15 protein-coding genes are annotated in these 23749 nt (G+C 74.8%); 10 read left to right on the forward strand and 5 right to left on the reverse strand.

The genetic code is table 11. The features are described 5' to 3' along the window. Nucleotides 1-326 precede the first annotated feature (326 nt). Nucleotides 327-1121, forward strand: coding sequence for a ferritin-like fold-containing protein (locus tag L1785_RS21240; RefSeq protein WP_236091249.1), 795 nt, complete (start codon nucleotides 327-329; stop codon nucleotides 1119-1121). A 54-nt stretch (nucleotides 1122-1175) separates the two neighbouring features. Here the strand turns inward: L1785_RS21240 and L1785_RS21245 are convergent, their stop codons facing one another. Further along, entirely contained in the window at nucleotides 1176-1397 is a 222-nt protein-coding gene (locus tag L1785_RS21245) for a DUF3107 domain-containing protein (RefSeq protein WP_236091250.1), read from the reverse strand. Between the two features lie 229 nt (nucleotides 1398-1626). Here L1785_RS21245 and L1785_RS23320 point away from each other — a divergent pair, with 229 nt between their 5' ends. The 3 genes from L1785_RS23320 to L1785_RS21260 all read left to right on the forward strand — a co-directional run bounded on the left by L1785_RS23320 (nucleotide 1627) and on the right by L1785_RS21260 (nucleotide 9820). Next, nucleotides 1627-2700, forward strand: a complete 1074-nt coding sequence (locus tag L1785_RS23320) for a DUF3152 domain-containing protein (protein WP_236091251.1) — start codon at nucleotides 1627-1629, stop codon at nucleotides 2698-2700. Nucleotides 2701-2780: 80 nt separating this feature from the next. Continuing rightward, on the forward strand, nucleotides 2781-6149 hold the full coding sequence (locus L1785_RS21255) for an ATP-dependent helicase (RefSeq protein ID WP_372461897.1): 3369 nt from the start codon (nucleotides 2781-2783) through the stop codon (nucleotides 6147-6149). Beyond that, entirely contained in the window at nucleotides 6146-9820 is a 3675-nt protein-coding gene (locus tag L1785_RS21260; protein ID WP_236091252.1) for an ATP-dependent helicase, read from the forward strand. The genes L1785_RS21255 and L1785_RS21260 overlap by 4 nt, the downstream gene beginning before the upstream one ends. A 234-nt stretch (nucleotides 9821-10054) precedes the next feature. On the opposite strand, the gene L1785_RS21265 is transcribed toward L1785_RS21260, so the two are convergent. Then, nucleotides 10055-10972, reverse strand: coding sequence for a phosphotransferase (locus L1785_RS21265; RefSeq protein WP_236091253.1), 918 nt, complete (start codon nucleotides 10970-10972; stop codon nucleotides 10055-10057). 136 nt (nucleotides 10973-11108) lie between these two features. Here L1785_RS21265 and nudC point away from each other — a divergent pair, with 136 nt between their 5' ends. Continuing rightward, nucleotides 11109-12254 carry an NAD(+) diphosphatase gene (nudC, locus tag L1785_RS21270; RefSeq protein WP_236091254.1) on the forward strand — a complete coding sequence of 382 codons (1146 nt, stop codon included), beginning with the start codon at nucleotides 11109-11111 and terminating at the stop codon, nucleotides 12252-12254. Nucleotides 12255-12303: 49 nt separating this feature from the next. Here the strand turns inward: nudC and L1785_RS21275 are convergent, their stop codons facing one another. Then, complete coding sequence (locus L1785_RS21275; RefSeq protein WP_236091255.1) at nucleotides 12304-12570, reverse strand: mycoredoxin; 267 nt, start codon at nucleotides 12568-12570, stop codon at nucleotides 12304-12306. 100 nt (nucleotides 12571-12670) lie between these two features. On the opposite strand from L1785_RS21275, the gene L1785_RS21280 reads away from it, so the two are divergent. Then, a complete protein-coding gene (locus L1785_RS21280; protein WP_236091256.1) occupies nucleotides 12671-14734 on the forward strand; it encodes an ATP-dependent helicase in 2064 nt (687 codons plus the stop codon). A 509-nt stretch (nucleotides 14735-15243) separates the two neighbouring features. Then, complete coding sequence (locus L1785_RS21285) at nucleotides 15244-15615, forward strand: WhiB family transcriptional regulator (RefSeq protein WP_308113396.1); 372 nt, start codon at nucleotides 15244-15246, stop codon at nucleotides 15613-15615. Between the two features lie 117 nt (nucleotides 15616-15732). On the opposite strand, the gene L1785_RS21290 is transcribed toward L1785_RS21285, so the two are convergent. After that, entirely contained in the window at nucleotides 15733-16779 is a 1047-nt protein-coding gene (locus L1785_RS21290) for a ThiF family adenylyltransferase (RefSeq protein ID WP_236091257.1), read from the reverse strand. Nucleotides 16780-16999: 220 nt separating this feature from the next. Here L1785_RS21290 and L1785_RS21295 point away from each other — a divergent pair, with 220 nt between their 5' ends. Beyond that, nucleotides 17000-17539, forward strand: coding sequence for a SprT-like domain-containing protein (locus L1785_RS21295; protein WP_236091258.1), 540 nt, complete (start codon nucleotides 17000-17002; stop codon nucleotides 17537-17539). 24 nt (nucleotides 17540-17563) lie between these two features. Here L1785_RS21295 and L1785_RS21300 read toward each other — a convergent pair whose 3' ends face one another. Next, nucleotides 17564-18952, reverse strand: a complete 1389-nt coding sequence (locus tag L1785_RS21300; protein WP_236091259.1) for a zinc-dependent metalloprotease — start codon at nucleotides 18950-18952, stop codon at nucleotides 17564-17566. A gap of 175 nt (nucleotides 18953-19127) precedes the next feature. On the opposite strand from L1785_RS21300, the gene L1785_RS21305 reads away from it, so the two are divergent. Together L1785_RS21305 and L1785_RS21310 are read left to right on the forward strand one after the other, a co-directional pair. Continuing rightward, nucleotides 19128-20288, forward strand: coding sequence for a YlbL family protein (locus L1785_RS21305; protein WP_308113397.1), 1161 nt, complete (start codon nucleotides 19128-19130; stop codon nucleotides 20286-20288). Between the two features lie 200 nt (nucleotides 20289-20488). Continuing rightward, the gene (locus tag L1785_RS21310; protein ID WP_236091260.1) at nucleotides 20489-23482 is read left to right on the forward strand and encodes a UPF0182 family membrane protein; all 2994 of its coding nucleotides are present in this window, start codon (nucleotides 20489-20491) and stop codon (nucleotides 23480-23482) included. The last annotated feature ends 267 nt before the right edge of the window (nucleotides 23483-23749 follow it).

Consider the following 23749-nt stretch of genomic DNA (forward strand, 5'->3'; position numbering starts at 1 on the left):
TCTTCGGCGCGGCAGGCCCGGCAGCGGGCCCGGCTCTCGCGCCGTGCGTGCGGCAGCCGATCGTGGAATCTCGTCGCGCGCCGCGGCCTCGAAGGGCTACGGCTGCGCGTCCTGCGGGGCGACCTGTTGGCCGGAGCACAGGTTCGGGGGTCGGAACGTGACGACCGGGCAACCGATGTACAGCGTCATGGTACGCGCACGTTGTTTCGACAGGGTTATCGTCCGGCGGGGTTCGTGCAGGGTCACACCCGGCCCGGCGTGGCGCGGACGGCACGCCGGGGGCGACGCGCCGGTGGAGGCGGCGACGACGACCGTATCCTGACAGTGTGACCGAACAGCGCGACGCCCGAGTCAACGCCGACGACGTTCTCGAGGTCCTCGGGCTCGCCGCCTACACCGACCTGGGGGCGTTCTCCCTCGTCGCGAGCCAGGCGGCGGGCGCGCCGGGCCTGGCCGTACGCCAGCGCGTGGCCGGCCTCGCGGCCGGCGTGATCGTCCGGCAGACCGCGGCCCTCGCCCTCGCTGCCCGGCACGGCGCGGACGCCCAGGCCGCGATGGGCCCGTTCGACGGACTCCTCGACGACTTCGATGCGCGCACGGTCCCGATGAACTGGTGGGAGGCCGTCGTCAAGGCCTACGTGGGGCACGCGGTGGCGGGCGACCTGTGCCGCACCGCAGCCCACGGCCTGCCTCCGGAGGCCCGCGACGAGGTGCTCGCCGTCCTCGACGGCGCCGAGCTCGACGCGGGGCTCGCGGACCTGCTCGCCGACGCGGTGTCCGGCGACTCCGTTCTCGCGGCGCGGCTCGCGCTCTGGGGGCGCCGGGTCGTGGGAGAGGCGCTCGGCGTGGCCCAGCGCCTGCTCGCCACGCGACCGCAGCTCACGGCCCTCGTCGGGGCGGCTCGCACGCAGCTCACGGCGGTGCCCGACGCCGGAGCGGTGGCCTCCGCACGGGTGCTTGCCTCGGGCGCGGGCGGTTCGGGCGACGGGCAGGCGCCCGAGGGCGTGACGGCGCAGGCGGGCGGGCGTCCGACGTCGGGCGGCGACGCCCAGGCCTGGATGTTCTCCCGGCTCACCGCCGAGCACACCCGGCGGATGGACCGACTCGGCATGGCGGCCTGAGCCCCACGCGCCGACAGGCACCCCGGCCCGGCGGCGCCGGGACCGGGGTTGCTGTCAGAGGGAGCCGAAGCCGACCCGGCGCTGCTCCTCCGAGCCGATCTCGACGTAGCCGATGGTCGCGCTGGGCACGATGAGACGGCGCCCGCGCGTGTCGGTGAGCTCGAGGGCGCTGCCTGCGATGGCCTTCTGCACGGCGGTCGCGACGGCGTCAGCGGTCAGGTCCGTCTCGATGACCAGCTCGCGCGGCAGGTTCTGCACACCGATGGTGACTTCCACGTTCTCTCCTTCGCCAGGGTGCCGGGGAGCCCCGGCGTCACGATCCTAGCCACGGGCCACGGCCCGGGCGGGCGGTTTCGCCATGGGCCGATTAGGGCGTGGCGGCAGGGGAGATCCGGACGGTGTGGCGGGCGGTGCGACGGCGTGGCGCAGGCCCACGCGAGTCTGGCGAAACCCGGCAAAGGGCGTGCTCGCGACGTTCGGGAAGGCCCATGGCACCATGGTCGGCGTGGACACCCCTGCGACGTCACCGGACGGCGCACCGGACCCGGACCCGGCAGCGCCTTCGAGGAGGGCACGGCGGGCTGGCCTGCGGATGGTCCGGCGTGCCGGTGCCCGCGTCGTGCGTGGCGCGGGGCGCCGGGCCCGACGTCGGCCGGTGGCTGCCGCGGTCTCCCTCTCCGCGTGCCTGGTGACCGGCCTGCTGGGCGGCGTGGTGGCGATGGCGTCGCAGGCGCCCGAGGCGTCACGGCTGGCCGTGACGGGCCTGGTCGACCGCCACCTCGGACCGCAGGCCGTGGACACGGTGCGCGAGGTCGTCGAGGCCGCGAGCGGCGCCGGACGCCAGACGCCGCCGGAACCTCTGAAAGAGGCCGAGCAGGCGTCCGACCGCGGGGCGGTGCTGGCGGCCGAGGCGCCCGAGCCCGGGCCGGTGCCGAGCGGGTCCGGCATCGAGCCGCCCGCGCGACGGGCCGTGCTCGCTCTGGAGAAGTCGCCGCCCCCGGCCCCGTCGCCGAGCCCGACCGCAGAGCCCGGCTCCGGCCTCCTCGGGCGCATGGTCGAGCCCGCGTTGTCCGGAGAGCTGGTGGTCGCTGCGGGGTCGGTGCCCGCGCCCGGCCAGGGCACCGTGCTGACCGTGCGCGTCGAGGTCGAGAAGGGACTCCCGGTCGACCTGGCGGTGTTCGCCGAGGCCGTGCTGACGACGCTGAACGACCCGCGCGGATGGTCCGGTGTCGACGGCGTGACGTTCGCCCGGACCGACGGTGAGACGCCCGATGTCGGCGTCATCCTGTCCAGCCCGGCGACGACCGACGCCCTGTGCGCCCCGCTCGACACGGCCGGCGAGCTCTCCTGCGGCACCACGAGCGCGGCGATCCTCAACTTCGACCGCTGGGTCAACGGCGCCGAGGCGTTCGGGCCGGACGCCGTCGCCTACCGGCAGTACCTGGTGAACCACGAGGTCGGGCACGTGCTGGGGCACCACCACGACGAGTGCCCGGCCCCCGGCGCCCTGGCGCCGGTGATGGTGCAGCAGACGCTCTCGACGCAGGGCTGCCTGCCGAACGGCTGGCCACGACCCTAGGACGATCCGGGCGTACCGGGCGGCGCGGCGCGCGTCGGCCGGCGGTGTCGGTGGCTCGTGCTTCCATCTACGACGTGACCGTGACCGTCGAACGCAGCCTGCGACTGGTGCCGCCCGGGGCCGACCCGGACGGCACCGTCGCCGTCATCCCCGACGAGACGCAGGAGGCCGCCGTCGCGGCGGCCCTCGCGCACCCGGTCACGCTCGTCGTGGGCGCCCCCGGCACGGGCAAGACGACGGTCGCGACGGCGGTCGCCGTGCGCGCGCTGACCACCGGCGGGCTCGATCCGTCGCGCGTGCTCGTGCTGGCCGCCACGCGCCGTTCCGCCGCCCGCCTGCGCGACCAGGTGGCGGCCCAGGCCGGCCGCACGGTCGGCAACCCGATGGTTCGTACGGGGCCGTCCGCCGCGTTCGCGGTGCTCCGCACGCGGGCCGCCCTCCAGGGCGACCCGCCGCCCACGCTCGTCTCGGGCCCCGAGCAGGACCTCGTGCTGGCGGAGCTCCTCGCCGGGCACGCCGCGGGGGAGGGGGCGCCGCTCGTCCTGCCCCCCGGCCTGCCCGAGGAGGCGCTCGGCCTGCGGGGGCTGCGCCAGGAGCTGCGCGACCTGCTCATGCGGGCCGCGGAGCGCGGCCTCGAGCCGGTGGACCTGCACGAGCTGGGGGTGCGGCACGACCGTCCCGAGTGGGTGCTGGCAGCCCAGCTCTACGAGGAGTACCTGGACGTCACCGCCTTGCGGCTGGGCACGCCGGACTCCGGCGCGAGGTACGACCCCGCCGTGGTGGTGGACGAGGCGGCCCACGCCCTGCAGTCGTGGGAGGAGGACCTCCCGGGCGTCCCGCGGCCGACGTGGGACCTCGTGGTCGTCGACGACTACCAGGAGGCGACGGCGGCGACGGCTCGCCTCCTGCACGTCCTGCACGACGACGGTGCGCGCCTCGTCCTGCTCGCCGACCCCGACTCCGCGGTGCAGGGATTCCGCGGCGCCGCCCCCGTGCTCGTCGGCCGGGCCGGCGCCCCCTCCCGCCCGGGTGGTACCCGCGACGGGCTCGGCACCGGCCACCTCGGCACGTTCGGCGCCTACACCACGGTGCTCGGCACGGCGTGGCGGCAGGGTGCGGAGCTGCGGGCCGTGACGCAGGCCACGACCGCGAGAATCCCGGTCCTCGCGAGCGTGCTGCACCGGCGGGCGCAGGCGCGGAGCGAGACGGCGGCCGAGTCCGGCGCGGAAGAGGCGGGCGCCGGGGCCGACGTGGTCCCGGCCGTGCAGGTGGCGGTCCTCGCAGGCGCGGCGCAGGAGGCGGCGTGGGTCGCCCGAGAGCTTCGTGCCGAGCATCTGCTGCACGGGACGCCGTGGGAGCGGATGGCCGTGATCGCACGCAGCGGCAGCCGGCTCGCGGCGCTCCGGCGTGAGCTCGTGGCGGCGTCGGTGCCGGTCGCTCTGCTCGGCTCCGACCTGCCGCTGCGCGACGAGCCGGCCGTGGCGCCCCTCCTCGCCGCCGTGCGGTCGTGCGCCGGTGCGCCGCGCGGCAGCCTCGAGGCCCTCCTCGCCGGGGAGCTCGGCGACGCCGAGCCGTTCCTCGACCCGGACACCGCCGCCCTCCTGCTCACGTCGCCGGTCGGCGGTCTCGACGCCGTGGCGCTCAGGCGGTTGCGCCGGGCGCTGCGGGCCGAGGAGCTCACGGGCGGCGGCGGCCGCACGTCGGACGCCTTGCTCGTCGAGGTGCTGGGCGACCCGGCGCGCGCCGCCACGCTGCCGCCGCTCGTGCGGCGCGGCCCGGTGGCGGTGGCGCGCGTCCTGGCGGCCGGGCGCGAGGCCGCGGCCGAGCCGGGGGCCACGGCGCAGACCGTCCTGTGGGCCGTGTGGGCGGCGACCGGGCTGGCGGACCGGTGGCGGAACGCGGCGCTCGCGGGCGGGCCGGCAGGCCTGCGCGCCGACCGCGACCTCGATGCCGTGCTCGCCCTGTTCCGGGCGGCCGAGACGTTCGTGGACCGCATGCCTGGCGCGCCGGTCGGTGCGTTCGTCGACTACCTCGCGTCGCAGGACCTGCCGGCCGACTCGCTGGCCGCCTCGGCCTCGGGAACGGCTGCGGTGGAGGCGCTCACCCCGGCGGGCGCGGCGGGCCGGGAGTGGGACGTCGTCGTCGTGGCGGGCGTCCAGGACGGCGTGTGGCCGGACCTGCGCCTGCGCGACTCGCTGCTCGGCTCCCAGGCGCTCGTCGAGCTGCTCGCGGGGCGGTCGGCGGACGGCCGGGCGGTCGGCTCCGAGGCTCGTCGCCAGGTGCTGGCGGACGAGCTGCGAGCGTTCGCCGTGGCGACGTCGCGGGCGCGCCGCCGGCTGCTGGTGACCGCGGTCGAGGACATGGAGGATGCTCCGAGCGTGTTCTGCGACCTCGTGTCGCCGCGCGGGGACGACGGCGAGGGGCCCGATCCGCGCCGGGTGCCCGTCGGGCCACCGCTGGACCTGCGCGGCATCGTCGCGTCGGCCCGGGCAGAGCTCGTCGCCGCGGTGACGCGGGGGGCGGGCGAGGACTCCCCGGCCGGAGGCAGCCTCCTCGACGCGGTCGCGCCCGAGAGCGCGGCCGCCGCCGTGCTGCTCGCCGACCTCGTGGCCGCGGGCGTGCGGGAGGCGGACCCCCGGACCTGGTACGGCGTCGCCGGCGTGTCGAGCGGCACCCCGCTGTGGGGACCGCAGGACGTGGTGACCGTGTCCCCGTCGAAGGTCGAGACGGTGACGACGTGCGCCCTGCGCTGGGCGTTCGAGTCCGCGGGTGGCACCGCCCCCGACGCGACGCACCAGACGCTCGGCACGCTGCTGCACTCGATCGCGCAGAACCTGCCGAAGGGCTCGCTGACCGAGCTGCGGACCGAGCTGGACCGTCGCTGGCCGGAGCTGGCGCTGCCAGAGGGCTGGCCGTCGCGCCAGCTCCGCAGGCGGGCGGAGCGCATGGTCGAGCGACTCGCGGACTACCTCGCCGGGGCAGGGGAGCCGCTGCTCGTCGAGGCCGACTTCGACCTGCCGGTGGGTCGCGCCCGCCTGCGCGGCCAGGTCGACCGGGTCGAGGAGGCGGGCGACAGCGCCGTGCGTGTCGCCGACCTCAAGACGGGCCGGTCGGCGGCCAGCAAGGAGAAGGCCGCCGGGAACCCGCAGCTCGGGGCGTACCAGCTCGCGGTCGAGGAGGGGGCGCTCGACCTGCCCGAGGGAACGGTGAGCAAGGGCGCGAGCCTGGTCTACGTCGGGACGGACACCAAGGGGGCGAGCGTGCGTGACCAGCCCCCGCTCGCCCCGGACCCGGACGGCGCGAGCTGGGCCCGCGACACGGTGGAAGGCGCCGCAGACACGATGGCGGCGGCGTCGTTCACCGCGCGCGCGAACGAGCTGTGTGACTCGTGCGGCGTGCGGCGGTCGTGCCCGCTCCAGCCCGAGGGCCGGAAGGTGGTCGAGGGATGACGGGGCAGGGCGGCGCAGGCCTCTTCGACGACGGTTCTCTCGGCGATGGCTTCCTCGACGACGGCTTCCTCGACGGGGACGCGAGCGGCGGCCCCGGCGCCGTCGGCGGCCGGCGGGAGGCCGAGGCGCTGCTCGAGACCCAGCGTCGCGCGCTGGGCGACATCGAGCCGGGCGTCGAGGTGCCGGGCGGCGGGCTGTCGGACGGCGGGGTGCCGGGCGGAGCCGCGCGGGTCGAGCGACGGCTGTCGGCGCGCGACATCGCCCGGCTGCTCGGTCGACCGGAGCCCACCGACGAGCAGGTCGAGGTGATCGAGGCAACGCTGGAGCCGGCGTTGGTCATCGCCGGCGCCGGGTCGGGCAAGACGGAGACGATGGCCGCACGTGTCGTCTGGCTCATCGCGAACCGGCTCGTGCAACCGGAGCAGGTGCTGGGCCTGACGTTCACTCGCAAGGCGGCGGGCGAGCTCACCGCACGCGTCCAGACACGGCTGGCGCAGCTCGGGCGGGTCCTGGGCGAGTCGTCGGGCGAGGCGCTCGCAGGGCTCGACCTCGACCGTCCGACGGTGGCCACGTACAACGCGTACGCGGCGTCCCTCGTGGCGGACCACGGGCTGCGGCTCGGCGTCGAGCCGGGCGCGCGCCTGCTGGGCGAGGCCGAGCAGTGGCAGCTCGCGTCGCAGGTGGTGGAGTCGTGGGCCGACGACCTGGGGACGGACCGGGCGGTGAGCAGCGTCGTCGGCGCGGTCGTGGCCCTGTCGGGCGCGCTCGGCGAGCACCTGTTGGACCCCGCCCAGGCGCGCGACCGCCTCACGGAGATGGCCGAGGACCTGGAGGCGCTGCCACTGGGACCGCGGCAGAAGAAGCGCACGCAGGAGGTGGACAAGCTCATCGGCGCGGTCGCGGAGCGTGCGCGGCTCGTCGACCTGGTGGTCGAGTACCGGCGGCGCAAGCGCATCGCCGAGGCACTCGACTTCGGCGACCAGATCGCGTTCGCAGCCGATCTCGCGCGGACGGTGCCCGAGGTGGGCGCTGCGGAGCGCGCCCGGTTCGCCGTGGTGCTGCTCGACGAGTACCAGGACACCTCCTACGCGCAGGTGGAGCTGCTGGCGGGCCTGTTCGGCGACGGGCACCCTGTCACCGCGGTGGGTGACCCGCACCAGTCGATCTACGGCTGGCGCGGGGCGTCGGCGTCCGGCCTGGCGCGGTTCCCCGAGAGGTTCCGGCGCGATGACGGCATCCGGGCCGCGGTGCACTACCTGTCGACGTCGTGGCGCAACGACGCGACAGTGCTCGCGGCCGCGAACGTCGTGTCCGGGCCCCTGCGGGCGGGCGGCACGGGCGTGCACGTGCCGCCGCTCGACCTGCGTCCCGGCGCCGGTGCGGGCGTGGTCACCGCGCACGTGGCTGCAACGAGCGAGGAGGAGGCCGAGGCGGTCGCCGAGTGGGTCGCGGAGCGGTGGCGACCCGGCGCCGACCCGCAGGGCAGGGTCACCGCCGCGGTCCTGTGCCGCGCCCGCTCGCAGTTCGCCGCCGTCGAGGTGGCGCTGCGGCGGCGCGGCCTGCCGGTCGAGGTGGTCGGCCTGGGCGGCCTGCTGTCGACGCCGGAGGTCGTGGACGTCGTCGCGCTCCTCGAGGCGGCGCACGACCCGTCGCGCGGCGACTCGCTGCTGCGCCTGCTCACCGGCCCCCGGGTCAACCTCGGGGCGGCCGACCTGCATGCGCTCGGCTCGTGGGCCGCGGACGTCGCACGCCTCGACGACCCCCGCCGGGCCGCCGCCGAACGCGCCCGGGCCAGGGCCGCGGCGGCGGGAACCACCGGGGCCTCGGGGACCACCGGCGACGCGGGCGTGACCGACGTGCCGGACGTCGTCGAGGGCGACGTGGTGGACCACCGCTCGATCGTGGACGCGCTCGACGAGCTCCCGGAGCCGGGTCGGCCCGCTCGCGACGGCCGCGTCCTCACGGCCGACGGGCACCGGCGCCTGACCGCCCTGGCGGAGGTCCTGCGCGAGATGCGCGGCCTGACGTACCTGTCGCTTCCCGAGCTGGTGGTGCAGGCCGAGCGGGCGCTCGGGCTGGACGTGGAGGCGGCGACGGCCGTCGCGCTGACCGGTGCCGGCGTCGCCGGCGCGGTGAGCGAGCGCGGACGGGAGCACCTGGACGGCTTCCGCGACGTCGCCGCGTCGTTCGCTCAGTCTGCGGACGTGGCGACGCTCGGCGCGTTCCTGGGCTGGCTGGGGGTCGCGGGCGCGCGCGAGCGCGGCCTCGACATGCCGGTCCGCGAGCCCGACCCGGACGCGGTGCAGGTGATCACCGCACACGCGTCGAAGGGCCTGGAGTGGGACGTGGTGGCCGTGCCGGGCCTGGTGGACGGCGTGTTCCCCACGTGGGACAAGGGTGCCCGGTCGGGCGAGAGCTCGAGCGGCTGGCTGAGCGACCCCGGCGAGCTGCCGTACCACCTGCGCGGCGACGCGGCCGACCTGCCGCAGCTGCGGCACGACCTGGCGTCGGACACGAAGGACCTCGTCGCCCGCCGCGACGAGTTCAAGGCCGAGTGCGCCGAGCACCGGCTCGCGGAGGAGCGGCGGCTCGCGTACGTGGCGTTCACCCGGGCCCGCCGTGAGCTGCGCCTGACGGGTGCGTGGTGGGGCACGTCGAGCCGGCCGCGCACGCCGTCGCCGTTCCTCGTGGAGCTGGTCGAGGCCGGCCTGGTCGCCGCCGACTCCTGGGCCGCGATGCCCGAGCCCGACGCGGAGAACCCGCGCGACGCCGAGGAGACCACGGCCGTCTGGCCGTCCGGAGACCCGGACGGCGCCCGGAGCGCGACGACGGCGCCGGCCGCGCGCGACGTGCTGCAGGCGACGGCCGGGCTCGTCGAGGCGGCCGCCGAGGCCCGGGAGAGCGTCCTGTCGGACCTCGACGGCGCCCTGGGGGCGCTCACCGCGCCCGCCGGGATGCTGCGCGACCGGGCCGGGCACGACCTGGTCGAGCTCGCCCGCATGCTGCTCGCCGAGCGCGACACGCGCGCCGACCGGGAGGTGCTGTTCCCGGCGCACGTGTCGGCGTCGGGCCTGGTCCGGCTCGCCGCGGACCGCGACGCGTTCGCGCTGCAACTGCGTCGCCCCGTGCCGAACCAGCCCACGGTGCACGCCCGCCGCGGCACCCAGCTCCACGCGTGGGTGGAGCAGCACTTCACTCACGCGTCGCTGCTGGACGTCGACGACCTGCCGAGCGCCGAGGACGACGACCTCCCGGCCGATGCCGACCTCGACAAGCTGCGCGAGACCTTCCTGCGGTCCGAGTGGGCGGCGCGCACCCCGGTCGCCGTGGAGGCGGACGTCGAGACACCTGTCGGCGGCGTCATGCTGCGCTGCCGCATGGACGCCGTCTTCGACGACCCGGAGCGCGGGCCGGGCGCCGTCGTCGTCGTCGACTGGAAGACGGGCCGCGAGCCCCTGGACGCCGCTGCCCGGGCGGCGCGCGAGGTCCAGCTCGCGGTCTACCGGCTCGCGTGGGCCAGGTGGAAGGAGATGCCCGTGGAGCAGGTCAGCGCAGCGTTCTACTACCTCGGGTCGGACACGACGGTGCGGCCGGAGCGGCTCCTGACGGAGCAGGAGCTGGAGTCGCTCATCGCCGGGCGGGACGTCGTGCGCCCGTCCGCGTCGGCCTGACGGGCGTTGGGTGGCCGCGCTGCGGACCCACCCTGTGCTGCACCTCCGGCTCAGCCGGTGCCGTTTGACGGCTGAGCCTGCGGTTCCGCTGCGGGCGGGATCCTTGCTGCGCTGCGGACCCACCCTGTGCTGCACCTCCGGCTCAGCCGGTGCCGTTTGACGGCTGAGCCTGCGGTTCCGCTGCGGGCGGGATCCTTGCTGCGCTGCGGACCCAACCTGCGCTGCATCTCCGGCTCAGCCGTCGTCGCGCGTCGCCTCGTCGAGGTCCTCGAGCATGCTCGTCGCGTCCTCGACCACGTCGGGCAGGCGGTGCCGCACGCCGTGCAGGAGCCAGCGGGCGAGCGCGAGCTCGCCGACGAGCAGCGCCCGGTCGACGAGCCGGGGGTCGCTGAGCTCGGTCCGCCGCAGCTGATACGCCTCCATGACGGAGTCGACGGCGTCGAGCGGGGCGGCGACGAGCAGCCACGCGAGATCGTCGGCAGGGTCGGCGACCCGCGCGTCGGACCAGGCGGACACGGCGACGACGCGACCGCGGTCCACGAGCACCTGGTCGGCGGCGAGGTCGCCGTGCGCCACGACGGGCTGGAACTTCCACAGCGACACGTCCTCGAGGGCGGCCTCCCAGCGGCGCAGCAGCGTAGGCGGGACGCGGCCGGTCTTGGCGGCCTCGTCGACCTCGGTGAGCCGCCGCTCGCGGTACTCCGCGGCGCTGTAGGACGGCAGCCCGCAGCCCTCGACGACCGAGGTCGGCAGCTCGTGGATCGCCGCGATCGCGCGCCCCAGGTCGGCGGCCAGGCCCGGCCCGGCGTGCAGCCGCTCGACGTCGAGCGTCTCCCCGACGATCCGGCGGTGCACCACGGCCCGACCGCCCTCGGGCAGCAGCGCGGAGCCCGCGACCTGCGGAACGACGAACGGCAGCACACCCGTGTCGACGTACAGCCGCAGCGCGTCCAGGAGCTCCAGCTCGGCCTCCAGGGCAGCGCCGGCAACCGTGGTGCGCGGCGCGCGGATCACCCACTCCTGGTCGTCGTGCCCGGTCACCACGGCCACGTCGTAGTCGCCGGGCAGCTCCTCCTGACGGACCGACCGGGCGTCGAGCCCAGGGACGGCGGCCGTGGAGAGGGCGGCGAGAGCGAGCGGCGTGCGTGACACGTGCCCACGGTAGAGCAGCCGCCTGGGTACGCGGACACATGCCCGGGGTGTGTCCGGGAGCCCCGCCGGGACGCGAGCCAGGACCGGGCCCGGGACAGCGGCCGGCGGGGGGCCGCGACCGGGATACCGTCGTGCCGTGCTCGACCTTCCCTTCGCACGCACCGCCCATGACCGCGCGGCGCACCGCCGCACCGAGCCGGACCTCGTCGACAAGCTCCTGACCCTGCCGACCACCCGCGTGCTGCTGCTGCGCGGTGGCGCGCTGGGTGCCGTCGGGCATCGGCTCGGGCTGTTCACCCCCGACGACGTCGTGGACGTCCCGGCCCGCGAACACCTCTTCCTCGGCGAGGCCGGCGGCCTCGCGTACGTCACCCGTCTGGTGCCGGACGACGCCGACGTCGTACTCCCGCTGTGCTCCGCCGGCGGTGAGGACCTCGTTCCTCGGCCCGCACCCTCCGCCGCGCTCCGTGACCGCCCAGCCCCGGAGTCGCCCGGGTCCGGCCAGGTTCCCGGCCAGGCCGGACAGGACGGCGTCCTCGCGGAGGCGGGCGAGGACCTGGCCCTCGCGGAGGGGACGCAGGACCCGAGCGACCAGCCGGTCGGCGACGTCGAGGCGGCGGACGCCTCGGGCTTCGCGTGGCTGGGGCTCCGCGAGGTGTCCGAGCACGCCACGGACCTGGAGCAGGGCCTGGCGGTCGAGGCGGTGGCGCTCGCCGCGTGGCTCGCGGTGTCCGGGCGCTGCCCGCGCTGCGGCGCCGAGACCTCGGTCGAGCAGGCGGGCTGGGTGCGCCGCTGCACCGCGGAGCGCGTCGAGCTGTATCCGCGGTCCGACCCGGCGGTGATCATGGCCGTGGTCGACGACGCCGACCGGCTCCTGCTCGGCCGCGCGCCCGCGTGGGCGCCCGGCCGGTACTCGGTGCTCGCCGGCTTCGTCGAGCCGGGCGAGAGCGCGGAGCACGCCGTCCGCCGCGAGGTGCTCGAGGAAGCGGCGATCGAGATCGGCGCCGGGCCGGGCGACGTGGTCTACCGCAGCAGCCAGTCGTGGCCGTTCCCGGCGTCGCTCATGCTGGGCTACCGCGCCCGGGCGCGCACGACGGCGATCCGCACGGACGACGAGCTCGCCGACGCCCGCTGGTTCACGCGCGACGAGCTGGCCGCTGCGGTGGTCGTGGGCGAGATCGGCCTGCCCGGCCGGGCCTCGATCGCGCGGTCGCTGATCGAGGAGTGGTTCGGCGGCGAGATCGACGACGCCGACGGCACAACCTCCGCGAGGCCGGCGTGAGGCGCCGGTCTCGCGTCACAGCGTCACCGCGGCAGCCGGCAGCCGCGCGTCAGCGGGACAGGGCGGCCTTCACGTCCGCAAGTGACGGGTTGGTTGCCGCGGAGCCGTCCGGGAAGACGACGGTCGGCACGGTGCGGTTGCCGCCGTTGACCTCCTCCACGAACGCCGCGGTCTCCGGCCGCTCCTCGATGTCGACGACCGTGTACGCGATCCCCTCCGAGTCGAGCTGCGTCCTCAGACGCCGGCAGTACCCGCACCAGGTGGTGGAGTACATGAGCACGGTGCCCTCGGCGGGGGTCAGCGTGGCTGCGGTCATCGGTTCCTCCTTCAGGGCGGGCGCGGCGGGCGTCCGCCGTCGGCGCGCCTGTGGACGACGCGCTGACGGATGTCAGTGACGGCTGCGAGAATCGCAGACGATGTTCACCCAGACCAACTCCGTCCCTGCCGCCTCCCATCCCGGGCGCCCGGCGGGGCCCGACAGCATCCTCGAGGCGCTCGACCCTGAGCAGCGGGAGGTCGCGCTCGCGTTGCGCGGCCCGGTCGTCGTGCTCGCGGGCGCGGGCACCGGCAAGACGCGCGCGATCACGCACCGCATCGCCTACGGCGTGCAGACCGGCGTCTACAAGCCCACGAGCGTCCTCGCCGTGACGTTCACCGCGCGCGCCGCGGGCGAGATGCGCACCCGCCTGCGTGAGCTCGGCGTGGCCGGCGTGCAGGCACGCACCTTCCACGCCGCCGCCCTGCGCCAGCTGGGCTACTTCTGGCCGCGCGTGGTCGGCGGCGCGCCGCCGCGCCTCCAGGAGTACAAGGCGCCGTTCATCGCCGAGGCGGCACGGCGGGTCGGCCTCGGCGTCGACCGCGTCGCCATCCGCGACCTTTCGTCCGAGGTGGAGTGGGCCAAGGTCTCGCTGATCACTGCGGACGACTACGAGCGCGCCGCCCGCGCGCGGGACCGTGACGCGCCGTCGGGCTACGACCACCAGACCGTCGCCCGCCTCATCACGTCGTACGAGGAGGTGAAGACGGAGCGGGAGGCGATCGACTTCGAGGATGTGCTCCTCATGCTCTCGGACATGCTGGCCAGCCACCGCGTCGTCGCGGACGAGGTCCGGGGCCAGTACCGCCACTTCGTCGTCGACGAGTACCAGGACGTGTCGCCGCTGCAGCAGTACCTCCTTGACCAGTGGCTCGGTGGCCGGGACGAGCTGTGCGTCGTCGGTGACCCGTCGCAGACGATCTACTCGTTCACCGGGGCCAGCCCGGGCCACCTGCTCGGCTTCCGCCGCACGTACCCCGAAGCGCAGGAGATCCGGCTGGTCCGGGACTACCGCTCGACGCCCCAGGTGGTCGGGCTCGCCAACGAGCTGCTGCGGCGCGCGGGCCGCGGGGCGGCGCAGGCCCTCGAGCTCGTCGCCCAGCGCAAGCCCGGCCCGCCCGTCACGTTCAGCGTGCACGACGACGACGAGTCGGAGGCCCGAACGGTGGCATCCCGGGCGGCCCGCCTGATCGCCGACGGGGCGCGACCCAGCGAGATCGCGGTGCTGTACCGCACGAACGCGCAGTCCGAGGCGTTCGAGGCTGCGTTCGCCGACGCCGGGATCGGGTACCTCGTGCGCGGCGGCGACAGGTTCTTCCAGCGCAAGGAGGTGCGCGACGCGGTCGTGCTCCTCCGCGGCGCCGCCCGCTCTGCCGACCCGACGGTGCCCATGACCGAGCTCGTGCGGGACGTCCTCGCCACCGCGGGCTGGGCCCACCAGCCGCCGGCCGCCCGCGGTGCGGCGCGCGAGCGCTGGGACGCGATGCAGGCGCTCGTGGCACTTGCGGACGACCTTGCCCGCGCCGCCCCGCCGGACGCGCCGGCCACGATCGCGACGCTCGTCACGGAGCTCGAGGAGCGCGCCGCGGCGCAGCACGCCCCGACCGTGGAGGGCGTGACCCTTGCGTCCCTGCACGCCGCGAAGGGTCTCGAGTGGGACGCCGTCTTCCTCGTGGGCGTGAGCGAGGGCCTCATGCCGATCTCCCTCGCGGAGACCGACGAGGCGGTGCACGAGGAGCGGCGCCTGCTGTACGTGGGCATCACGCGGGCGCGGGAGTACCTCGAGCTCTCGTACGCGAGGTCCCGCAACCCCGGCGGCCGGGCCACGCGCAAGCGGACGCGGTTCCTCGACGGTCTGTGGCCTGACGACGAGTCCCGGCGGCCGGCCCGTCAGGCGCGGCCGAAGGGCGGTGCGCGGGCGCTCCTGACCGGCGAGCACGACGTCGCGCTGTTCGACGCGCTCAAGGAGTGGCGCCTCGAGGTCGCTCGCGAGACGGACAAGCCCGCGTACACGATCCTCACCGACGCGACGCTCGCGGAGATCGCCGAGGTGCGCCCGTCGAGCATCGCGGACCTGGCGCGCGTCAACGGCATCGGCCCGGCGAAGATCGACAAGTACGGGCCGACGGTTCTCGCGATCGTGAGCGGGGCGTCGTCGGTGTGAGATGACGGTCCGGAATTGGCTCTGCGGAGCCGATTCCGGGCATCGGTGAAGTTTCTCGAAGAAGTTCCGTTAAATAAGTTGTCCCTGGCGACGGTGGGGTCGTAGGGTCTACTTGTCCCTGACCGATGGGTGCTGCCGAGAGGCACAGGCCCGGAGAAGAGCGAGGAGGTGGGAACCCCGATGGAGAACAAGCAGATGCTGACGTCGAATGCGCACGTCACTGCGGGCTACGCGCTGGCAGTTGATGGCATTCGACCGTTCCGTGCGCGCGTGCGTGGGGGAGTCAACCCGTCCATCGTCCTCGCACCCGGCTCCGCACCAGGGGTGGCTTCGGTCTAGCAGACCGACGCTTTCCAGGCCGCGGAGTCCACTCGGGACCCGCGGCCAATTCTTTGCCCGGAACACCCCGGCTCTCACCAGGGGCCGGCCGGCGAAGGAGCCAGGGGTCCTGTTCCCCCGAATAGACGTTCACCGCTGACGTTCAAGCAACAGGACCACAGGAGACAACCGTGCGCCTCACTGCGCTCCTCGACACTCTCCCCCAGGGCGGTTCCGGGCCCTGGGCCCCCCCTCAACGCCTGGCCACCGCCGAGGCCGCGACCGTCGCGTCGGACTCGACCGAGTTCGACCGGCTGATGGACACCCTGCTCCCGTGCCGGACGCACGACCCGGAGCTGTGGTTCGCCGAGCACACCACCCAGGTCGAGCAGGCCAAGGCCCTCTGCCGGACCTGCCCGCTGATCGACGGCTGCCTCGCCGGCGCTCTCGAGCGGCAGGAGCCGTGGGGCGTGTGGGGTGGCGAGGTCTTCGTCGACGGCGCCGTCGTCGCCCGGAAGCGGGGCCGCGGCCGGCCGCGCAAGTCGGAGACGGTCGCCGCCTGACGCCAACGGGACGGGCCGGGCAGGAACCTCAGGGTTCCTCCCGGCCCGTCCGGCGTCTGCCCACCGTTCTGTCTCGTCGGGTCCACGCCGCCGCTCACCCCGCCGCTCGCCCGCGGCTCAGTCCGGCAGTGCGAGGCAACCGCACCGGGCGTGCGGCGCCACCGGCACCAGGCGCGGCAGCCCCGACGGCAGCGCGACCTCGAGGTATGCCCCGACCGTCGCGGGCCGGAGCCCGTCCAGCAGCGCGAGCACCTGCCCGACGGCGAGCGCGGCGGCGACCGCCGCGAGCGTCGTCTCCTGCGGCGGCTCGGGCGCCTCGCGGAGCTGCGACGCGAGGACCAGCCACTGCCGGTCCTCGTCGGCCCGCCCGAGCTCGAGGCAGGACACGCACGCGCTCCGGCCGGGCCGCACGAGCGGCCCCACCAGGACGTCTGCCTCGCGCCACACCACCGGCAGGTGCGCGACGCCCGCGCCCATCAGACGTCGGTACCGCGCCGGTTGCGGGGCGTGCGACTCGGCCACCACCACGACGTCGAGGTCGTCGCCCCGGCCCACGCCGTCCACCTCGACCGTGACGTGAGGGGCGCACTCTGCGAGGAGTGCGCGGACCGCCTCGTGGCGGGGGAGCCCCACGTCGGCGGGTCGCAGGCCGCCGAGCCCGAGGTCGGTGGTCTGGACGGGCAGCGGGTCGTGCAGCACGAGGGTGCCGACGCCCGCCGCCGCGAGCTGCGTCGCGATCGACGCGCCGACCCTGCCGAGGCCCGCCACCCCGACGGTGCGGCGGGCCCGCGCGGCGAGCGTCGCGAGGCCCGCGCCGTCGGGCCGCAGCATGCCGAGCGCAGCGGCGTCGGCGGCACCGTCGGCCGTGGCGACGACGGTGCCCACCGGGGCCGGCGGTGGGACGAGCACCCCCGCGCGGACGAGCACGTCGACGATGGCGTCCCGCCGCTCGACGCCGACGCCGTACCGGGCCGCCACCTGCTCGACCGGCACGTGCCGTCGCTCGGCGAGCTCACGCAGCCAGGCCGCCTCCGCGCGGTCGAGGCCGGTCAGCACGAACGCCCAGCGCGGGTCGGTGCCGCACTGCACCTCGTCGCCCTCGCGTGCGAGCACGGGAGTGCCAGGCCGGAGCCGGAGCGGCGCGGGGCGCCTTCGGGGAGCCATGCCGCCCACTCTGCCCGACGCCGCCAGCTCGCCCGGGCGGGTATCCACACCTCTGCAGGGGATCGGCCGGCGACAACGGGACGACGCAGGCCGCCGTCGGCCCGCCGAGCCACGGGCCCACGCAACAAATAGGCAAGTTCGCCCCCTTTGCCCTAGGCGAACTTTCCGTTTCCCGGTGTGTTCTTGACCACCCGGGGCCGATAACCGCTACCGTCGTGCCGTGGCCCACGACGCCCTGACGTCCGTGGAGGTGCGCCGGAGCCGCCGACGAACCGCCACGGTCAGCGCTTACCGCGACGGTGAACGAACCATCGTCGCGATTCCCGCGCGCTTCTCGCGGGCGCAGGAGCGGGAGTGGGTGGCCAAGATGCTGGCCAGGCTCGAGGACAAGGAACGCCGTCGCCGGCCGTCCGACGAGGAGCTCGCCGCGAGGGCGCGGGAGCTGTCGGTCAAGTACCTGGACGGCAAGGCGCGGCCCAGCAGCGTTCGATGGTCGGGCAACCAGGGACGGCGCTGGGGGTCGTGCACGCTGCTCGACGGCTCCATCCGGATCTCCACCCGGGTGCAGGGCATGCCCGGCTGGGTCCTCGACTACGTGCTGCTGCACGAGCTGGCGCACCTGCTGCACGCCGGGCACGGGCCGGAGTTCTGGAAGATCCTCGAGGCCTACCCGCGGACCGACCGGGCGCGCGGATTCCTCGAGGGCACGTCCTTCGCGCAGGACGGCGGCACGGGCTCGGACCTGGCCGACGAGAACTGAGAGACGGCGCAGGAAGCCCGAGCGTCACTCCTCCCCGAGGATCTCCTCGATCGCCGCGTCCACGTCGGCATGCTCCGCGGCCAGCGCCGCGCGCCGCCCCAGGTAGCCGGACGGGTCGTCGAGGTCGGCAGTGCCGGGCAGCAGGTCGGGGTGCGCCCAGACGGCGTCGCGCGCCTCGGGCCCGCCCTCCCGGGTGACGATCGCGAACAGCTTCGCGGCGTCGCGCGACCGGCGCGGCCGCAGCTCGAGGCCGACGAGCGTGGAGAACGTCTGCTCGGCGGGGCCCCCGGCGGCACGGCGGCGGCGCATCATCTCGCGCAACGGCACGGCGTGCGGCAGGTGGGGGAGCGCGGCGGTCGCCGTGACCTCGTCCACCCAGCCCTCGACGAGGGCGAGCACCGTCTCCAGGCGCAGCAGCGTCTCGCGCTGGGCCTCGGTGTTCTGCAGGCCGAACACGCCGCCGGACAGCGCGCGGCGCAGGGCGTCGGGGTCGGCGAGATCGATGTCCTGCATCTGCGACTCGAGCGCGGACAGGTCGATCGTGATCCCGTGGGCGTACTGCTCGACGAGCCCCAGCAGGTGTGCCCGCAGCCAGTGGACGTGCGTGAACAGGCGAGCGTGCGCGGACTCGCGCAGGGCGAGGAAGAGCCGGACCTCGTCGAGCGGGGCGTCGAGCCCCTCGGCGAACGCGGCGACGTTGGTGGGCAGCAGGACGGTCTGGGAGTCGTGGAGGAGCGGCACACCGATGTCGGTGGCGCCGAACACCTCGCGGGAGAGCGTCCCGGCGGCCTGGCCCACCTGCATGCCGAACACCGCGGAGCCGAGGCGCCGCATCATCTGCGCGGGGTCGATGCCACCGAGACCCGCGAGCACCCCCGACGGCATGCCGGGCAGCGGCACGCCGTCCTCGACGCCATCGGGGAGCTGGTCGTGCAGCACGGTCGCGAGGGCGTCGGAAACCGACGCCGCGACCGGCGCAGCGAGCGCGTTCCAGGCGGGCAGGGTCGCCTCGACCCACTCGGACCGCGACCACGCGCGCGAGCCGCCGCCGGCGGGAGGCAGGTCCGTCACGACGTCGAGCCACAGCTCCGCGACGGACAGTGCGTCGGTGACGGCGCGCGCCTGACCACCCGTGAGGGACGGGTCGCCGCCCTCTGCGACGGCGAACTGGCGGGCGATGTCGTGCGCCACGTCGGCGTTCACCGGCCCCGTGCCGGGCTCGGACAGCAGGCGCTGCACCTGGGCGAGCGCCTGCTGCATCATCATGGGGTCCGCCGCGCCGCCCAGCGTCGACGGGTCGATGCCACGGGCACGCATCTCGGCGAGCACCTCGTCCGCGCCGTCGCCCAGCACGGACCGCAACATGTCCTCCCAGGACTGGCCGTTGCCTGGGGGCGGGGGAACCTGGCTCATCGGGCGCTCCTTGCTCGGTGCGGGCGCTGCCGGGCCACGCACCCGTCAGACGGGCCCGCGACCTTCGACGCTCCGGAACATCACGGTAACCGCGTGAGGCACCCCCTGAGTTCCCGCTTCGCTCACGGCGCAGCCTTGTCATCACACGCCCAGCCGGATACGGGATGATGGCCCGGTGACGTCGAGCGACCTGCACCAGCCGGGGCCGCGGCCCGAGCCAGCCTACGGGGCCCTGGGCGCGCACGGCTCGGGCTACCCCGGCCCGTACGACGCCCCCGAGGAGGCCCCCGTGACCCGCCGCAGCATCACCCTCGGCGTCTCTCTGCTGGTCACGGCACTGCTTGCCGCGGGGGCCCTCGTCCTGCCGGCCCCGTACGCGATGCGGTCGCCCGGCCCCACCGAGGACACGCTCGGCTCCCAGGGCGGCACGCCGCTGATCCAGATCGAGGGCGCGCCGACCTACGACTCGACGGGCGAGCTGCGCCTGACCACGGTGTCCGTGGCGGGCGGCCCGGGCTTCGAGATGACGGCGGGCCAGGTGATCCAGGGCTGGCTGGACCCGCAGCGCTCCGTGGTGCCGGTCGAGTCGGTCTTCCCGGAGGAGACGACCAAGGAGGAGCAGCAGGAGCTCAGCCAGGCCGAGATGCTGTCCTCGCAGGAGGCGGCCACGGCGGCGGCGCTGACGGAGCTCGGCTACGACGTGCCGGCGACGCTCCGGGTGGCGGCCATCGAGCCCGGTTCCGGCTCCGAGGGCAAGGTCGAGGCGGACGACGTCGTCCGGACGTTCCAGGGCGAGCCGGTCTCGACGTACGCGGGCCTGATCGCCGACCTCGCGGAGACCACGCCCGGGTCGGACGTCGTCGTCGGCGTGCAGCGCGACGGGAGCGACCAGGACCTCAGGATCACGACCGGCCAGGGTGACGGTCGCGCCGTGCTCGGCCTCTACATCGACCCCGAGTACGACTTCCCGGTCGACGTGACGATCCAGATCGACGACATCGGCGGCCCGAGCGCCGGCACGATGTTCGCGCTCGGCATCATCGACCGGATGACGCGGGAGGACGAGGCGAACGGTGCGGTGATCGCCGGGACGGGCACCATCGACGTGAGCGGCGAGGTGGGCCCCATCGGGGGCATCGAGCAGAAGATGTACGGCGCGGTGCGCGACGGCGCCGCATGGTTCCTCGCCCCGGCGAGCAACTGCGAGAGCGTCGTCGGCAACGTCCCAGAGGGTCTGCGGGTCGTCAAGGTCGCCAACCTGGGCGAGGCCCGCGACGCCGTCACCGCGATCGGCGCGGGCCAGGGCGACACGCTCCCCACCTGCACCCAGCAGTAGCGGGAGGGCAGGGAGAGGCTCACGGCATCGGGCAGGCCCTTGCGGACGGCTGCCCGACGGCGGAGGGTCGTCTTGAGGGGTTCGTGCCGGTGGTGTGTGGGAACCTTGTGCGAAGCCGGACCGTTGCACCGAGGAGGGCCCACCGGGCCCCTCTGCAGACGAGCACGCACTCGAAGAAGAAGTAGTGAGGTAACGCAGCCGTGTCCTTCGCCGCACCACGCCGCCGGTCCGAAGCCCCCGGACGGCGCCGCAGTCCGCTCGGGGTGGCGATCGTCGTCCTCGCCGTCGTGATCGCCGGGCTCCTCCTGCTCGCGCAGTTCTGGACCGAGGTGCTCTGGTTCCGACAGCTCGGCTTCCAGAACGTCATCTGGACCGAGTGGGGCACGCGTGCGCTGCTCTTCGTGGCCGGGTTCGCGGTCATGGCGGGCACCGTGTTCCTGTCGTTCTCGCTCGCCTACCGCGCACGGCCCGTCTACGCGCCGTCCACGCCGGAGCAGGCCACGCTCGACCAGTACCGCGAGGCCGTCGAGCCGCTGCGGCGCGTCGTGACGGTGGCCGCGCCCGTGATGGTCGGCTTCTTCGCGGGAGTCGCGGCCTCGGCGCAGTGGCGCACGGTGCTGCTCGCCGTGAACGGTGTGCCGTTCGGCCAGGAGGACCCGCAGTTCGGGATGGACATCGGGTTCTACGTCTTCACGCTGCCCGCCCTCCGGTTCGTCGTGGGCTTCCTCATGGCCGTGGTCGTCATCTCCGGCATCGCCGCGGTGATCACGCACTACCTGTACGGCGGCCTGCGCGTCGGGCCGGCGACGGCCTCGGCCTCGCGGACCACGCCAGCGGCCCGTGTCCACCTCGCGGTCGTCGGCGCCGCGCTGCTGCTCGTCATCGCAGCGAACTACTGGCTCGACCGGTACTCGATCCTCTCGTCCGCCGGAGACAAGTTCGACGGCGCGTCGTACGCGGACGTGCACGCCGTGATCCCGTCGAAGGGCATCCTCACGGTGGTCGCGATCTTCGTCGCGGCGCTGTTCGTCGTCGCGGCGTTCCGCGGCAACTGGCGCCTGCCGACCATCGGCGTGGGGCTGATGGTGGTGTCCGCGATCGCCATCGGCGGCATCTACCCGGCGGTGGTGCAGCGGTTCCAGGTGAACCCGAACGCGCAGGAGCTCGAGAGCGAGTACATCCAGCGCAACATCGACGCGACGCTCTCGGCATTCGCCATCGACGGCGTGGAGAAGCAGCAGTACGACGCCACCACCGAGGCAGAGCAGGGCGCGCTGCGCGAGGACGCGCAGACGGCGGCGTCGATCCGCCTCCTCGACCCGCAGATCGTCTCGCCGTCGTTCCGCCAGCTCCAGCAGAACAAGCAGTACTACGACTTCTCGGACTCCCTGTCGGTCGACCGCTACACCATCGACGGGCAGTCCCGGGACACCGTGATCGCCGTCCGCGAGCTCAACCTGGACGGTCTCGGTGCCAGCCAGCGCAACTGGGTCAACGACCACACGGTGTACACGCACGGCTACGGCGTCGTCGCCGCGTACGGCAACCAGCCGGGCCCCGACGGCCGGCCCGCGTTCTTCGAGGGGGGCATCCCCACGACGGGCGAGCTCACGGTCGGCGAGGAGTACGAGCCGCGCGTCTACTTCAGCCCGCAGACGACCGACTACTCGATCGTCGGCGCGCCCGACGGCACGGAACCGTGGGAGCTGGACTACCAGGCGGACGACGAGCAGGGCGGCAACCAGGTCAACACGACGTTCCCCACGGAGAGCATCGACGCCGGCCCGAATGTCGGCTCGTTCCTGAACACGGCGCTGTTCGCGCTGAAGTTCGGCGAGGAGCAGATCCTGTTCTCCGACCGCGTCACGCCCGAGTCGCAGATCCTTTACGACCGTGACCCGCAGTCGCGCGTGGCCAAGGTCGCGCCGTACCTGACCCTGGACAACCGCGTCTACCCGGCCGTGGTTGACGGGCGCGTCAAGTGGATCATCGACGGCTACACGACCACGGACCACTACCCGTACGCCACCTCCACCCCGATGGAGGAGGTCACGACCGACGCCCTGACGCTGGCGCAGGCCGGCGCCGTCGAGGCGCCGCAGGAGATCAACTACATCCGCAACTCGGTCAAGGCGACCGTCGACGCGTACGACGGCTCGGTCACCCTGTACGCCTGGGACACCGAGGACCCGGTGCTGCAGGCGTGGTCGAACGTGTTCCCCACGTCGATCGAGCCGATGTCGCAGATCTCCGGCGACCTGATGAACCACCTGCGCTACCCCGAGGACTTGTTCAAGGTGCAGCGCCAGCTTCTGTCGCGGTACCACGTGACCGAGGCCAGGGCGTTCTTCTCCGGCCAGGACTTCTGGGAGAACCCGCAGGACCCGACGTCGACCGCGACGACCAAGCCGCTGCAGCCGCCGTACTACCTGACGCTGCAGATGCCGGGCCAGGACGAGCCGTCCTTCTCGCTGACGTCGACCTTCATCCCAGGCGGCAACACCGACCGCGAGATCCTCACGGGGTTCCTGGCGGTCGACGCCGAGGCCGGGTCCGAACCGGGCGCACGCGCGCCGGGCTACGGGACGCTGCGGCTCCTCGAGCTGCCCCGTGACTCTACGGTGCCCGGCCCCGGCCAGGTGCAGAACAACTTCGACTCCAACCCGACGATCTCGGAGCAGCTGAACATCCTGGAGCGCGGCTCTTCCGCCGTGGTCCGCGGCAACCAGCTCACGCTCCCGGTCGGCGGCGGGCTCCTGTACGTGCAGCCGGTGTACATCCAGTCCGCGACCGGCACGCAGTTCCCGCTGCTGCGCCGCGTGCTCGTGGCGTTCGGTGACCAGACCGGGTACGCGGAGACCCTCGACGAAGCCCTGGACCAGGTGTTCGGCGGCGACTCCGGCGCGACCGCGGGCGACGCCGGCGGCGAGGCGGACACCACGGTGCCGGACGCGCCGGCCGAGCCGGACACGACCGAGCCCACGCCGACGCCGTCGCCCACCGAGCCGTCGCCGACCGCGACGGACGCGGCGGCCCGCCTCGACGCCGCTCTCCAGGCGGCCAACCAGGCGATGGCGGACGGCCGCGAGGCGCTGTCTGCCGGCGACTTCACCGCCTACGGCGAGGCGCAGGACCGGCTCCAGCAGGCGCTGGAGGACGCCATCGCGGCGGAGGCGGAGCTGAACGCCGGCTGACGCACGGCGCCCGCGGCCGTATGGCCGCGGCACGCCGCTCACTGACGCGGGCCCCCGGCGCTCTCGCGCCGGGGGCCCGCGCCGGGCGCGGCCGCCTGCCGCGCGCGCGAGCACCCCGGGGGTGCTCGTGCGGGCGGGGGGGGGGGGGGGGCCCCCCCCCGCGCCTCCAGGAGTACAAGGCGCCGTTCATCGCCGAGGCGGCACGGCGGGTCGGCCTCGGCGTCGACCGCGTCGCCATCCGCGACCTTTCGTCCGAGGTGGAGTGGG

It is taken from the genome of Antribacter soli (assembly GCF_021568775.1).
Taxonomy (GTDB): domain Bacteria; phylum Actinomycetota; class Actinomycetes; order Actinomycetales; family Cellulomonadaceae; genus Antribacter; species Antribacter soli.